The sequence below is a fragment of the Fictibacillus halophilus genome (genome assembly GCF_042680145.1).
Classification (GTDB): domain Bacteria; phylum Bacillota; class Bacilli; order Bacillales; family Fictibacillaceae; genus Fictibacillus; species Fictibacillus halophilus_A.
The window spans coordinates 3268005-3283243 of record NZ_JBHTNQ010000001.1 but is presented as its reverse complement, the minus strand read 5'-3'; the positions used below and the strand labels follow the sequence as shown (position 1 = coordinate 3283243).

General features: G+C 40.2%; 14 protein-coding genes. 6 read left to right on the top strand and 8 right to left on the bottom strand.

Annotation, left to right across the window (positions count from 1 at the left end):
- Positions 1-245 precede the first annotated feature (245 nt).
- The 8 genes from ACFQ4X_RS16540 to dnaA form a co-directional block, all read right to left on the bottom strand.
- Positions 246-1349: an HD-GYP domain-containing protein gene (locus ACFQ4X_RS16540; protein WP_379836974.1), complete on the bottom strand. Its 1104-nt coding sequence runs from the start codon at positions 1347-1349 to the stop codon at positions 246-248.
- Positions 1350-1438: 89 nt separating this feature from the next.
- Complete coding sequence (gene gyrA / locus ACFQ4X_RS16535) at positions 1439-3982, bottom strand: DNA gyrase subunit A (RefSeq protein ID WP_379836972.1); 2544 nt, start codon at positions 3980-3982, stop codon at positions 1439-1441.
- 147 nt (positions 3983-4129) lie between these two features.
- A complete protein-coding gene (gene gyrB / locus ACFQ4X_RS16530) occupies positions 4130-6076 on the bottom strand; it encodes a DNA topoisomerase (ATP-hydrolyzing) subunit B (RefSeq protein ID WP_379836970.1) in 1947 nt (648 codons plus the stop codon).
- A 32-nt stretch (positions 6077-6108) separates the two neighbouring features.
- Positions 6109-6378 carry an extracellular matrix regulator RemB gene (gene remB, locus ACFQ4X_RS16525; protein WP_066294449.1) on the bottom strand — a complete coding sequence of 90 codons (270 nt, stop codon included), beginning with the start codon at positions 6376-6378 and terminating at the stop codon, positions 6109-6111.
- Positions 6379-6388: 10 nt separating this feature from the next.
- Positions 6389-7510 carry a DNA replication/repair protein RecF gene (gene recF / locus ACFQ4X_RS16520; protein ID WP_379836968.1) on the bottom strand — a complete coding sequence of 374 codons (1122 nt, stop codon included), beginning with the start codon at positions 7508-7510 and terminating at the stop codon, positions 6389-6391.
- A gap of 11 nt (positions 7511-7521) precedes the next feature.
- Positions 7522-7737, bottom strand: coding sequence for a S4 domain-containing protein YaaA (yaaA, locus tag ACFQ4X_RS16515; RefSeq protein ID WP_077361026.1), 216 nt, complete (start codon positions 7735-7737; stop codon positions 7522-7524).
- 319 nt (positions 7738-8056) lie between these two features.
- Positions 8057-9199 (bottom strand): DNA polymerase III subunit beta, encoded by a 1143-nt coding sequence (gene dnaN / locus ACFQ4X_RS16510; RefSeq protein ID WP_379836966.1) that lies wholly within the window; start codon positions 9197-9199, stop codon positions 8057-8059.
- A 171-nt stretch (positions 9200-9370) separates the two neighbouring features.
- Positions 9371-10726, bottom strand: a complete 1356-nt coding sequence (gene dnaA, locus ACFQ4X_RS16505) for a chromosomal replication initiator protein DnaA (protein WP_379836964.1) — start codon at positions 10724-10726, stop codon at positions 9371-9373.
- A 614-nt stretch (positions 10727-11340) separates the two neighbouring features.
- Between dnaA and rpmH the strand changes: the two genes are divergently transcribed.
- The 6 genes from rpmH (at position 11341) to mnmE (ending at position 15237) form a co-directional block, all read left to right on the top strand.
- On the top strand, positions 11341-11475 hold the full coding sequence (gene rpmH / locus ACFQ4X_RS16500) for a 50S ribosomal protein L34 (protein WP_007201576.1): 135 nt from the start codon (positions 11341-11343) through the stop codon (positions 11473-11475).
- A gap of 187 nt (positions 11476-11662) precedes the next feature.
- Positions 11663-12010 carry a ribonuclease P protein component gene (gene rnpA, locus ACFQ4X_RS16495; RefSeq protein WP_379836962.1) on the top strand — a complete coding sequence of 116 codons (348 nt, stop codon included), beginning with the start codon at positions 11663-11665 and terminating at the stop codon, positions 12008-12010.
- 3 nt (positions 12011-12013) lie between these two features.
- Complete coding sequence (gene yidD / locus ACFQ4X_RS16490; RefSeq protein WP_379836960.1) at positions 12014-12241, top strand: membrane protein insertion efficiency factor YidD; 228 nt, start codon at positions 12014-12016, stop codon at positions 12239-12241.
- A 37-nt stretch (positions 12242-12278) separates the two neighbouring features.
- Entirely contained in the window at positions 12279-13049 is a 771-nt protein-coding gene (gene spoIIIJ / locus ACFQ4X_RS16485) for a YidC family membrane integrase SpoIIIJ (RefSeq protein WP_066294438.1), read from the top strand.
- Entirely contained in the window at positions 13046-13678 is a 633-nt protein-coding gene (gene jag, locus ACFQ4X_RS16480; RefSeq protein WP_379836958.1) for an RNA-binding cell elongation regulator Jag/EloR, read from the top strand. Before spoIIIJ ends, jag begins: the two co-directional genes overlap by 4 nt.
- Positions 13679-13860: 182 nt before the next feature.
- Positions 13861-15237 (top strand): tRNA uridine-5-carboxymethylaminomethyl(34) synthesis GTPase MnmE, encoded by a 1377-nt coding sequence (mnmE, locus tag ACFQ4X_RS16475; RefSeq protein WP_379836956.1) that lies wholly within the window; start codon positions 13861-13863, stop codon positions 15235-15237.
- Positions 15238-15239: the final 2 nt, after the last annotated feature.

Here is a 15239-nt window from a genome sequence, read left to right as displayed (position 1 = left end):
CGGAATTAATTCTTAATTCCTTACCTTTGCTTTTGTTCAGTTTTCAAAGAACTTGTTTGCGTCACTTGTTTTAGCGACTTTAATAATATACCACGCTAAACTGTCAGAGTCAATAACTTTTTAAAACTTTTTCAATTTAATTCGTTATCAACTTAAAGTGTTGCAGCGCTGTTCTTAAGACAGCTTGATTAGTCTACCATGGATAAAGCCAGGTTACAATACCTAAAAACAAAAAAGCTTCTATCCTAAGATAAAAGCTCTTCTATAAAGAGATCATTCCTTGTTTTTAAAGCGATGAATTCACCGTTTGAGTCTAATTTGACCATTGGACGTGTAGGCTGGCTTTCTTCTATAAAGACAATTTCACCTACTTCATGATTAGTAAGTTTAACACGGCTGCCTGTTGAGAAGGTTGATAGCCCGGATAACAGTGCACGTATAACTTGATGATCGAACTTTCCGAACTGATCCTTCATCATCATTTCGAGTACTTTGAATGGAGATTGCTTGCTTCGATACGGACGTTCAGCTGTCATCGCCAGGTACACATCTGCTACAGCAAGAATTTTGCTGAATGGATGCAGTTTGCTTCCTTGAACTTTTAACGGGTACCCTGAACCGTCTTCCCGCTCATGATGCTGCAGAACACCGAGTAAAACTCCTTCTTTTATAGAGGGTATCTTTTTAAGCATGTTATATCCGTGAATGGTGTGTTTCTTTACCTCATCAAACTCTGCAGGTGACAGCGCGCCGCTTTTTTTCAAAAGTGTCGGCTGAACTTTGGACATTCCGCAATCCGACAAAACGCCAGCAAGACCTATTTGGATACAGTCTCCGTTTGAATAATTAAGCTTCTTTGCTAAAAATGTGCTCAATATCCCAACAGAAATTGCATGATGATAAATATAATCCGCGCTTGTGGCATAGTGATGCAGCAATAAAATCTCTCTAGGGAAATTTGAACCTTCTTCAAGAACTTGTAAAGCAGCCTGGCGAACCTCCAACATATCTAATGAGCTTCCGGACTGCCAATTCGTAAATAATTGCTTATAACGTTTGACCGTTTGCAGGTAAATGCTCGGAAATGAAGAGATATCTTCTTTTTTAAGCTGCAAGGAAGTTTTCTCTTCTAGTTTGGCAGGAGGAGGTGCTGTATTTTCCTTTATGCTGTTTTGGTTCAATCCTGAATCATTAAGGATATCAATCTCCTCTATATTAAAACGAGTAAGTACTCTTAGATGTTCTGAATTTATTACGGTATTTTTATTAACGATCGGCTGATTCGTCATTGAGAAAACATCTTGAATCAGCATTTGGCCAATCTTTGCCTGACTCGTTTTAACTTTCATACAATAAACTCCTTTTGTCGGAAAATTCATAGTTTAATTGTACATATAAAAAAGAGGAAAATGTATACTCATTTTCCTCTTTTAAGAAATTATTCGTTATTCTCTTCGTCATTCTGTTCAGGATCATTTTCAGAAGCTGGCGATTCTTCCCCTTCAGTTACGATAGGTTCGCCATTTTCATCTAATAATTCTTCTTCTGTTTCTTCTTCTCGTTCTACAACGGCAACAGTGGCAACATGATTGCTGTCATTCATAGACATCAATCTTACACCTTGTGTATTACGGCCCATTGTCGAAATGCCAGAGATGTTCATTCTTATGATGATTCCTTTTGCCGTAATAATCATCAAGTCTTCTTCATCCGTAACAGTCTTCAAGGTAACGACAGGACCGTTCTTTTCAGTTATATTAACTGTTTTGATCCCTTTACCGCCGCGTGACTGCAGACGGTATTCACTCATCGGTGTCCGCTTGCCGTAACCTCTTGTTGTAACGATCAGGATGTCTTGTGACTCATCCAATACTTCCATTCCAACAACTGCATCATCTTCACCTAGAGTAATAGCTTTAACACCAGTAGCTGTTCTACCCATTGATCTTACGTCTGTTTCCTGGTAACGGATAGACATCCCTTGTTTTGTACCGACGATAATGTCTTTAGTTCCGTCTGTTAAACGTACACCCATCAATTCATCTTCATCTCGAAGATTGATAGCAAACAGTCCGCCTTTGCGGATATTGCTGTATGCAGATAATGGAGAACGTTTTGTTATTCCCTGTTTCGTCATAAAGTTAAGGTAAATTTCATCACTTTCCATATCCTCAACAGGGATAACAGCTGAAATCGTTTCACCCTGCTCGATCTGCAGCAGGTTGATGATCGGAATACCTTTTGCTGTTCTTCCGTACTCAGGAATCTCGTAACCTTTTAAGCGGTAAGCTTTCCCTTTGTTCGTAAAGAACAGAATGTAGTTATGAGTATTTGTTGTAAACAGCTGTTCAACAAAATCATCTTCACTTGTGCCCATTCCTTGTACTCCTTTACCGCCGCGTCGCTGTGAACGGTAAGTGGAAATTGGAAGACGCTTAATATAGCCTTTGTTCGTCAGCGTGATTACGATATTTGAACGCGGAATTAAATCCTCGTCCTCAATGCTGTTGAATCCGACAGAAATAATGGTACGTCTTGGGTTATCATATTTTTCTTTAACCTCAGTAAGTTCTGTGCGGATGATCTCAAGAATTTTCTCTTCATCTGCTAAAATTGCTTTTAATTCAGTGATCAAAGCAACAAGTTCACTATATTCGTTCTCGATCTTGTCACGCTCTAAACCTGTTAAACGCTGTAAGCGCATGTCTAGAATAGCTTGAGACTGCTCATAGCTTAATTCAAACTTCTCCATCAATCCTTCACGAGCAATGTCAGTCGTCCTGGAACCACGGATCAGTGCGATTACTTCATCCAAGTGATCAAGTGCAATACGCAGACCTTCTAAAATATGAGCTCTTGCTTCAGCTTTCTTAAGATCAAACTCTGTACGGCGGCGAATGATAACTTGCTGATGCTTCAAGTAATGGTAAAGAAATTCTTTAATGTTAAGAACTTTCGGCTGCCCGTCAACAAGTGCAAGCATGTTAATACCAAAGCTTGTCTGAAGAGCTGTTTGTTTATATAAATTATTTAAAATGACATTTGCATTCGCATCACGGCGGACTTCCATCACGATACGCATACCGTTTCGGTCAGATTCATCACGCAGGTCTGTGATACCTTCAATCTTTTTATCACGAACCAGTTCAGCGATTTTTTCAATAAGACGGGCTTTGTTTACTTGGTAAGGAAGCTCCGTAACGATGATTGCTTGCTTTCCGCTAGGCATTTCATCGATTTCGGCTTTTGCACGGATAATAATTGAACCTCTTCCGGTTTGATATGCCTTGCGAATTCCTTCACGTCCTAAAATTTCCCCTGCGGTAGGAAAATCAGGGCCTGGAATAATTTCCATCAGTTCAGGGATTGTGATGTCTGGATTTTCACTTACTGCTAAAACTCCGTCGATTACTTCTCCAAGATGATGCGGCGGAATGTTCGTTGCCATACCAACCGCGATCCCAGCAGCACCATTCACAAGCAAATTCGGGAAACGTGCAGGCAATACAACCGGCTCTTGTTCAGATCCATCATAGTTATCTTTGTAGCCAATTGTGTCTTTGTTGATGTCTCTCACCATTTCCATGGCGATCTTAGACATACGCGCCTCAGTATAACGCATTGCTGCCGCAGCGTCGCCGTCGACAGAACCGAAGTTGCCGTGGCCGTCGATCAGCATGTGGCGGAAGTTGAAATCCTGTGCCATACGAACCATCGTATCGTATACAGCAGAGTCGCCGTGAGGGTGATACTTACCGATTACCTCACCAACGATACGTGCAGACTTTTTATAAGCTTTGTCCGCTGTCATACCAAGATCGTTCATGGCATAAAGAATACGCCGGTGAACAGGCTTTAATCCGTCACGTACATCTGGCAATGCACGGCTGACGATAACGCTCATGGCATAATCCATGAAAGATGTACGCATTTCCGTACTAATATTTATTTCTTTAACCCGGGAACGTTCCATTTCAGACATTCGTTTTACCTCCATAACCTCTTGAAAAACAGGTTTTTAAAGCCCTCTAATTCGGCTTTTAAACGAACCGAAACTGGACCTAGTCCAGCTTCAGCATTTTCTATGTTCAGCTTCAGCACCTAAAAATAAATGCTGAAACATTCTTAACTAAATATCTAAATTCTTTACGTACTGTGCGTTTTCTTGAATGAAATCACGGCGTGGTTCTACTTTATCTCCCATCAAGATCTCAAACGTTTCGTCAGCAGCCATTGCATCTTTCATTTCCACTTGAAGCAATGTACGTGTTTCCGGATCCATGGTCGTTTCCCACAGCTGGGTAGGATTCATCTCACCAAGACCCTTATAGCGCTGCAGCTGCGGCTTTGGAACTTGCGGAAGTTCAGCCAATAATTTTTCAAGTTCTTTATCATTGTATGCATATTCTATACGCTTTCCTTGCTGCACTTTATAAAGCGGCGGCTGAGCGATATAAATATATCCGTGTTCAATGATCGGGCGCATATAGCGGAAAAAGAATGTTAAAAGAAGTGTACGAATATGCGCACCATCAACATCTGCATCTGTCATGATAATGATCTTATGATAACGGGCTTTTGTAATATCAAATTCGTCGCCGATACCTGTACCTAAAGCCGTAATAATGGCACGGACTTCGTTATTTGAAAGAATCTTGTCCAGTCTTGCTTTTTCAACGTTAATAATTTTACCGCGAAGAGGCAAGATCGCTTGGAAATGACGGTCGCGTCCCTGTTTTGCAGATCCGCCGGCAGAGTCACCCTCAACCACGTACAGTTCAGAGATGCTTGCATCTTTTGAAGAGCAATCTGCCAGTTTCCCAGGTAATGAAGAAACTTCTAATGCACTCTTGCGGCGCGTAAGTTCACGCGCTTTTTTAGCAGCAACACGTGCACGCAGCGCCATCATACCTTTTTCAACGATTGCCTTTGCCACAACCGGGTTCTCAAGCATGAAAGAAGAGAACGTCTCAGAAAAAATAGATTCAGTGATCTGTCTTGCTTCAGAGTTTCCAAGCTTTGTTTTCGTCTGCCCTTCAAACTGCGGATCAGGGTGCTTGATAGAAATAATCGCTGTTAACCCTTCACGGACATCTTCACCTGTAAGGTTCGTGTCGTTGTCTTTAAACAAGTTATTCTTTCGCCCATAATCGTTGATTACACGAGTCAGAGCTGTTTTAAAACCAGATTCATGCGTTCCGCCTTCGTGTGTGTTGATGTTGTTCGCAAAAGAATAGATATTGCTTGCATAGCTGTCATTGTATTGGAACGCGATTTCTACTGAGATGCCATCTTTTTCACCTTCAACAAAAATCGGCTCTTCATGAAGTACTTCACGAGTACGGTTAATATGCTCAACGTATGACTTAATACCGCCCTCATAGTGGTATTCCTTCACTTCTGGCTCTTCCCCGCGTTTATCTTCTGCAATGATGCGAAGACCACGGTTCAAGTAAGCAAGTTCACGAATACGATTAGAAAGAGTCGGGAAATCATATTCTAATGATTCAGTAAAAATTTCTGGGTCTGGCTTAAAGTGTGTGCGTGTACCTGTCTTATCTGTTTCGCCAATAATTTTCAAGTCTGCAGTCGGTACACCGCGCTCATATGATTGATAATGCAGTTTCCCATCACGGGATACAGTAACTTCGAGCATTGTGGACAGCGCGTTAACTACGGATGCACCTACACCATGGAGACCTCCGGATACTTTATATCCGCCGCCGCCGAATTTACCGCCGGCATGCAGGACAGTCATAATAACTTCCAGCGCTGGTCTTCCCATTTTTTCATGCATCCCAACAGGAATACCGCGTCCATTATCTTCTACAGTGATGCTGTTGTCCTCTTCAATCGTAATGCGAATCGTATCACAGTATCCTGCTAACGCTTCATCGATTGAATTATCAACGATCTCCCATACAAGATGGTGCAAACCGCGTACATTTGTTGCACCAATATACATCCCAGGACGTTTACGGACAGCTTCTAGCCCCTCAAGTACCTGGATATTACTTTCATCATAATTTTGCTGATGCTCTAACTTTTGTTCAGTCGTCAATTGGTTCACCTTCATTCCGGTTTAAAAACGCTTTATTTATAAAACCTTTATTTTATATTCCAGCCATTTTCAAGTTCGAGGCGATCAGAGGCTCTCTTTTTTAACGTAGAGGCAGAAAGGGGAGACAAGTAAATCGTTTTGTCAGTAATAATTACGGATTTTGCAGCATTCCCGCTCAAATCGGTCAATGTCTGATTCTTTTCATGCTTTTTAAGAAATTCCTTCGCAAGCTCAGAAGTCTTTAACGCATTGATATCCAATATAGCTAGTACATCTTTAGAATGAATAACTTCTTCATCACCTAAATGCAAAAGCAAATCCCTCACCTCATTTCAAACGTTCTATGGAGCCTGAATGAACTTGATAGGTTGCGGCCTTTTCCAATGTTTCATGGTGAATTCCTTCAACACTGGTCGTAGTAACAAAGGTTTGAACTTTCCCTTGGATGGTATTTAACAGATGAGATTGCCTGAAGTCGTCTAATTCAGAAAGTACATCATCCAGCAACAGAACAGGATATTCTCCAACTTCTGAATGAATTAAATCGATTTCGGCGAGCTTCAGTGAAAGAGCAGTCGTCCGTTGCTGTCCTTGAGAACCAAATGTTTGTACATCTTTCCCATTTACCGAAAACAGCAGATCATCCCGATGGGGTCCAAATAAAGATGTGCCCCGCTCAATCTCTTTTTCTTTTATTTTACCAAATTTCGAATGAAACGCTTCTATCATTTTCGACAAATCGGGTTCATTGCATACCTCTACGGCAGGTTTGTAATGAATTTTTAAGCTTTCGAGCCCTCTCGATATGCCATGGTGAATCGGTTCTGCCCATCCTTGCAGCTTCTCCATGTATTTCATGCGTTTCAATGTAATTCTTGCCGCTTTATCTATAAGCTGTTCTGTTAATATCTCAAGCATCGTCATATTTTCGGTGCTTTTATTTCGATACATGTCTCTCAAAAGAGAATTTCGCTGAGACAGGATCTTTTGATACACAGATAAATCGTTCAAATAAACAGCGTTTACCTGGCCAATTTCCATGTCAATAAAACGACGACGCACCTGCGGACTGCCTTTTACAAGATTTAAATCCTCAGGTGCAAACATGACCACATTAAAGTGTCCGACGTAATCTGTTAAGCGTCGCTGTTCAATGCGGCTGATTTTCGCTTTTTTTCCTTTTTGTGATATGACGAGGCTCAAATCAAAAGAACTGTTTTTCTTTTTGATGCTACCCTCTATTTTAGCATATTCTTCGTCCCAAGTTATTAACTCTTTATCTTTTGACGTCCGATAAGACCTCGCCATGGCCAAAACATAGATCGATTCCATGACATTCGTTTTACCCTGGGCATTTTCGCCAAGGAAAACATTGACCTTATTTTCAAAGCTTAAAGACTGGTCTTTATAGTTGCGGTAGTTCCTCAGATAAAGCTCTTCAATATGCAAAGGGATACCCCCTATTCCGTTGTTACCTTGAACTCTCCTATATCTGGAATGGACACGACATCACCCGCATATAGTTTTTTCCCTCGGCGTGTTTCATGTTCTCCGTTCACAAGAACTTCATGTTCTGCTAAATACCATTTTACCATGCCTCCCGATTGGATGACATCGGTTGTTTTCAGCAGCTGTTGAAGCGTTATAAATTCTGTATTGATCTTTACGTTTTCCATTTCAAAAACCTCCTGGTTTCGTAATCTATGTTGCTCTTGAAAGTGGTTGATTTCCGTTCCAGGTGCTCGCTTTCCGCGGGGCGTGCGGTGAGCCTCCCTATGGCTTCGCGCTGACGGGGTCTCACCTGTCCCGCTGATCCCGCAGGAGTCTCGCACCTTGCACTCCAATCAACTTGTCAACGAAGTGTATTCACAAAAGAATCATAAGCAACAATCTTTTAGAAAAGAGCCAATCAATTAAATAATATATAGTATCTCCAAAAATAGAGTCTCTTAGAAAAAGAAAAGAAAGCCACCGGTCATCCGGCAGCTTCATATTTTAGTAAGTTCTTACCGGCAGGATTAACTGGCGGATCGTGTCATCTGAGACAGGCTGGATAAGGAACGGACGCATAGCACCTGTGAAAAGAATGCTGATTTCAGAACAGTCCATAACCTTAAGCGCCTCCATCACATACTTTGCATTAAAAGAAATTTTCAGTTCTTCCCCATCAATGTCTTCAGCAATCATATGTTCAAAGACTTTACCGATCTCAGGCGAGTTCGATGATAGTTCGATCGTTTTGTTGTCCAGTGTTGCTAGTTTAACAACATTGTTTCTTCCTTCTCTTGCTAATAAAGAAGCTCTGTCGATCGCTTGCAAAAACTCTTTTGTTTTTAAAACAAATGTAGTTTTGCTTTCAGATGGAATCAGCTTTGAAGTGTCTGGGTAGTTTCCATCCAATAAACGGGAGAACAATAAAATGTTCTTTGCTTTAAATAAAATCTGATTGTTCGTAACAACAATTTGTACTTTCTCTGCAGATTCATCAAGAATCTTAGAAAGTTCGTTCAAGCTCTTTCCTGGAATAACTACATTTTGGAAAGATAACTCTTCTGCTTGTGAATCAATTGGCATTTTACGCTCTGCTAATCTGTGGCTGTCTGTTGCAATACAGTTAAGCAACCCATCAGATAATGTCCAGTTGACACCAGTTAATATCGGGCGTGTTTCTGAGGTGGACACCGCAAAGACAGTTTGGCGGATCATTGTTTTAAGCAGATCGCTTTGAATTTCAAAAACAAGATTCTCTTCAATCTGCGGCAAACGCGGATATTCTTCAGGATCGAGTCCCAATAAACTGAATTCAGATGCACCTGAGCGAAGAGTTGTTTCGAAACGCTCTCCAACTTCGATCTCTACTGAATCATTTGGCAGCTTTTTAACGATTTCTGAGAAATAGCGTGCTGGAAGAACAACACTTCCTTCTTGCTTTACCTCAATATGTACAAGATCTCCTTCTTCAGTCGGTATCAATCTTTCAATGGAAATATCAGAATCACTACCAGTTAAATGCACACCTTCATAAGTCACTTCCATTTTTATTCCTGTTAAAATCGGAATTGTTGTTCGTGATGAGACGGCTTTCATGACATCCTGAACTGCTTCAATCAATTGGTTTAATTGAATCTTAACTTTCATTGTTTTACCCCCCTGATATTAATTAAAATCTTTTAAAAAAATAGTAGTAATAGTACTAGGCGCTGTGAATGTGTGGATAACCCGTTCAAAACAAGATAGAACAGCCTATCCACATGTGGACAGACTGTGTATAAAGTAACAGTAGTTATTCACAGTATTCAAGGTTGCTATTTAGATCGATTTTAACTGATCATGAATTTCTTGTACTTTTCTTTGCAGCACTTGATCTGTAATAAGCAATGTTGAAATCTTTTCATGTGCATGAAGAACCGTTGTATGATCACGGCCTCCAAACTCTTCCCCGATTTTAGGAAGTGAGTTATCAGTTAGCTCACGTGAAAGATACATAGCGATCTGTCTTGGAAAAGCAACTGATTTTGTTCTTTTTTTCGCCGTGAAATCTTCGAGCTTAACGTTATAATGTTTGCCGACTACTTCTTGTATATGATGAATGGTAAGAGTTCTTGGTTTTGCTGACGGTATAATATCACGCAGTGCTTCTGCAGCCAAATCTGCGTTCATGTCTTGATTAATTAAAGAAGAATAAGCTACAACACGTATAAGTGCACCTTCAAGTTCACGAATGTTTGTATCGATTTGATTTGCGATATAAAGCATAACTTCATTTGGAATGTCCAGGCCTTCAGCTTTCGCCTTTTTTCGCAGAATAGCAATCCTTGTTTCCAGATCTGGCGGTGTAATATCCGTGATCAATCCCCATTCAAAGCGTGAACGGAGTCTGTCCTCTAATGTAGGAATCTCCTTTGGAGGCCGGTCACTTGAGATTACAATCTGTTTGCTTTCTTCATGTAGTGCATTGAATGTATGGAAAAATTCCTCTTGAGTCTGTTCTTTTCCCGCAAGGAATTGAATATCATCTATAAGAAGCACGTCCACACTGCGGAACTTATTGCGAAATTCAACGGTTTTATTATCTCGAATAGAATTTATGAATTCATTTGTAAATTTTTCTGATGACAAATAAACAACTTTTGCACCTGGATTATGTTCCAGTACATAATGTCCGATCGCATGCATCAAATGCGTTTTCCCTAACCCGACTCCACCATAAATAAATAGCGGATTGTAAGCTTTCGCCGGTGCTTCTGCTACAGCTAGTGATGCAGCATGCGCAAAGCGGTTTCCAGAACCGATTACAAACCGGTCGAACGTGTACTTTGGATTTAGCATACTTTGAGAAACTTCTTCGTGAGGTTCATTTGGCGCTTTTGGTGCTTTTTTCATCGCCAGCTCCAAATCTAAATCTAATTCTGACTGATTTTGTGGAATGATGAACTTTACATCCAATGCCGCACCAGTAACGTCCAGCAAGGTTTCTGAAATAATGCCAGCATACCTTGATTCCAGCCAATCACGCGCAAATTCATTAGGTGCTGTGATAACAAGCGTATCATTTTGCAATGCATGGGCTGTTGTTGATTTTAACCAGGTTTCAAAGCTGGGCTTACTAACTTTTGTTTCTATAGCCGCAAGTGCTTTGGACCATAGGTCATTAATGTTTTCCAACCAATTTACCCCCCTTATCTCTTCTAAGTCATCCTATTTCAGCAGTCGTTTTCCCTGTTGTTTAAGGTTTGTACATGCAATGAATACCTATGCATAAAAATAAAAGTCCACATGATATGTGAATGATAATTAATATAGTAGATAATAGGATTATAAACAGCCATACAGTGTTTGTGGACAACCTTTTTAACAGTGAATTTAAACTGTCCACAACTTTATCCACAGCATGTGAATAACTTTGTACGGCTGAGATGTTATTAACGAGTTAAAACACAACAAGCATATCAAAAAAAAGTAAGCTTGGCAACGGATTATTGTTACTTATCCACAACGCCCATACCTTGTGTAAAGAAGTTGTCCACAACACAAGATTTTGTGTAAAAGATGTCGATAATTGGTGTGGATAATGAAAAACGTGTCGAAAAAGATGTCCACAGGAAAACAGAAGATGAAAAATGCGGTTTGGATAAAATGTTGTAGAATAGAGAAAAGATCGGAGAAGAACGCCTAACATTTATTAAAAGTAAAAACCACCTTGACAAATTAAGAGGTGAGTCATTATACTTTATTAGACTGTCTTTTATAAGAGATATCCTCAGGGAGGTGTAATATACATGAAACCTACATTTCAACCGAACAACCGTAAGCGTAAGAAGGTACATGGTTTCCGTGCACGTATGGCTACTAAGAACGGTCGTAAAGTTCTAGCTCGCCGTCGTCAAAAGGGAAGAAAAGTGTTATCCGCATAGGCCACTGACATCAGTGGTCTTTTTTTACTTTTATAGACCTATCCGCTCACTCCGTTTCGTATTTTTTAGTACAGAATAATTCAGATTTTGTCTAAAACATGTTTTACAAAACTAAATTAAACCGATACTGGAAGAGATCGCAGGACAATGGAATGAGATTGCTTAAATTGATGGAGTGTTAAATGGAATGAAGAAAGAGCAGCGCATCAAAAAAAATGAGGAATTTCAAGAAGTCTTCAAAAAAGGAAAATCAACGGCTAATCGCCAATTTGTTATATACAGCTTAAAAAAAGAAGACCAAGAGGTTTTCCGTATTGGTCTGTCTGTCAGTAAAAAGGTAGGAAAAGCTGTTACGCGAAATCGCATCAAGCGCTCGGTTAAAGAGATTTTTCATAAATACAGCGAACAATTGCTGCCAGGCAGGGATTACGTTGTTATTGCGAGAATACCGACAGCGAATATGGATTTTCATGAAATTGAAAAAAGTTTACTTCACGTATTAAATCGAGCGAACGTTTTTAAAAAGAGGGTGTAAGAAGTGAAATCCTTATTTATAGGGATTATACGTTTTTACCAGCGGTGGATCTCTCCGATGACTCCGCCTTCATGCCGCTTTTATCCGACTTGTTCGCATTACGGTATAGAAGCTTTCAGGCAGCATGGTGCCATAAAAGGACTTTGGCTGACGGTTATCAGAATTCTGAAGTGCCATCCTTTTCATCCCGGGGGCGTTGACCTCGTGCCTGAAAAAAGAGAAAATAAATAATTGAGATGAGATTTATGATTTTAAGGAGGATAAGAGTGTGCGCAAGAAAATAGGTTTAATAATTGCCCTTTTCGCACTCATGGCTGTCCTATCAGGATGTGGAACGATGGATCCTGTTACAGAAGACAGCACGGGAATTTGGGACACGTATTTTGTTTATCCATTATCATGGCTGATCACATATTTTGCAGATCTGACTGGTGAAAATTATGGACTAGCTATCATTATTGTTACTTTATTGATTAGAACGGCTTTGCTTCCTTTAATGATAAAGCAAACTAAAAGTTCTAAAGCGATGCAGGAAATTCAGCCTGAAATTCAAAAACTTCGTGAAAAATACAAATCAAAAGATGCAAACACACAGCAAAAACTGCAGCAGGAAACAATGGCATTATTTCAAAAGAATGGTGTAAATCCGCTTGCAGGCTGTTTACCGTTACTTATTCAGATGCCTATTCTATTAGGTTTCTATCATGCAATTATGCGTACAGAAGAAATTGCTAATCACAATTTCCTTTGGTTCGATCTAGGAGATCCAGATCCTTATTTTATTTTGCCGATAGTTGCAGGTCTTACAACATTCTTGCAGCAAAAAATCATGATGGGCGGAATGGATAACCCAAATCCGCAAATGAAGATGCTTTTATACATCATGCCAGTCATGATCGTTGTATTTGCGATTAATTTCCCAGCTGCATTATCTTTATATTGGGTGATCGGTAACATCTTCATGATTGCACAAACATATTTCATTACGACCCCAATGAAAAAGAAAGAAAATCAAGTTGATGGGGGAGCTAAAAAGTGAAAAAGGTACAGGTAACAGGGAAAACGGTTGAAGAAGCAGTAGCAGCAGCACTAGAACAACTTCAGACTTCAAAAGAACAAGTAGATGTGAAAATTCTTGAGGATTCCAAAAAAGGTTTTTTTGGACTCGGCGGTAAGCCGGCAGTTGTTGAAGTAACAGTGAAAGCTGATCCTGTTAAAACCGCGATCGAATACCTTCAGGATGTAACATCCAAGATGGGGGTGCCCGTTACCATTTCTCAGCGGCAGGAAAACGATCATCTAGTGCTTGATTTAACCGGTGAAAAAATTGCGATCTTAATTGGAAAACGCGGACAAACGCTTAATGCGCTTCAGCTTTTAACGAATATGGTTGCAAACTCAGATCCAGAAGCTAAGCATGTGAAAATTGTTCTTGATGCTGAAAATTATCGTACCAGACGGCAGGAATCGCTGGAACGGCTCGCTGAGCATTCCGCTCAAAAAGTGTTCATTACAAAAAAAAGCTTCGCGCTTGAACCGATGCCTGCAAATGAACGAAAAGTGATTCACTTAGCACTCAAAGAAAACCGGGATGTTGAAACAACTTCTGAAGGGGTTGAGCCATTTCGAAAAGTGGTTATCCGTCCCAAGAATATAATTAAAAGATAATGAAGCTTCAGAGGGTATTCCTCTGGGGCTTTTTATTTACTGCGGGCACATAATACGGTACACTATTTTTTATTGTGGATATTTATGTCCTTTTTTAACTACCAATTATCACAGCAGCCATTATAGGTCATACTAAATGATAAATAGATAGAGCGTTTTATAGGGAAGTTGAGGTGAAATTAATGGAATACGATACAATTACAGCTATTTCAACCCCGATGGGTGAAGGAGCTATTGCAATCGTTCGTCTTAGCGGTCCGGAAGCGGTGTCGATCGCTGACCGTGTTTATAAAGGTTCTAAAATGCTTGAAGAAGCCGACACTCACACGATTCATTACGGTAAACTGGTTGATCCGAAAACGAACCAGGCTGTAGAGGAAGTCATGGTAAGTTTAATGAGAGCTCCGCGAACTTTTACGCGTGAGGATGTTGTGGAGATCAACTGTCACGGCGGATTAGTTTCTGTTAACCGGGTGCTTCAGCTCATTCTGCAGCAGGGAGCACGTCTGGCAGAACCAGGAGAGTTTACGAAGCGTGCTTTTTTGAACGGACGAATAGATTTGTCACAAGCGGAAGCAGTTATGGACTTGATCAGAGCGAAAACAGACCGGGCCATGAATGTTGCTCTTAATCAGATGGAAGGCCGCCTTTCATCTTTAGTCAGCAGACTAAGACAAACACTATTAGAAACCATTGCCCACGTTGAAGTAAATATTGATTATCCAGAATACGATGCTGAAGAAATGACGCATTCTTTATTAAACAACAATCTTTTAACGGTAAAAAAAGAGGTAGAATCCATTTTACAGACGGCTCAGCAAGGGAAGATTCTTCGTGAAGGTTTATCTACGGCTATTATTGGACGGCCGAACGTAGGGAAATCTTCGTTAATGAACGCGTTAGTTCATGAAAACAAAGCCATTGTTACAGATATAGCCGGGACTACAAGGGACGTTATAGAAGAGTATGTCAATGTAAGAGGTGTCCCTTTAAGGCTTGTAGATACAGCAGGCATCCGCGAAACAGAAGATATTGTTGAAAAAATTGGTGTTGAAAAGTCACGAAAAGTATTAAAAGAAGCAGATTTAATACTGCTCGTTTTAAACGGAAATGAACCGCTGTCCAATGAGGATGAAAATTTATTCCGTGCAGCCGCGGGGCTAGATAAGATTGTAATCATAAACAAAACAGATTTAGAAACAAACCTGGATATTGATCAAGTTAAAGTTTTAGCGGAAGGTTCACCTGTTATTGCCACATCATTAGTTAAAGAAGAGGGAATAGATGAACTAGAACAAGCGATAGCGAATCTATTTTTTGCAGGCGGAATCGAAGCACAAGATCTTACTTACGTATCAAACTCAAGACACATTGCATTGCTGCAGCAGACGATTCATCATATTGACGAAGCATTAGGCGGCATTGAAGCTGATCTTCCAATTGATATGGTTCAGATTGATATTACAAGAGCGTGGGAGATACTTGGTGAAATTGTAGGAGATACTGTTTCAGAAAGCTTGATCGACCAGCTTTTCTCTCAATTTTGTCTCGGAAAATAAAG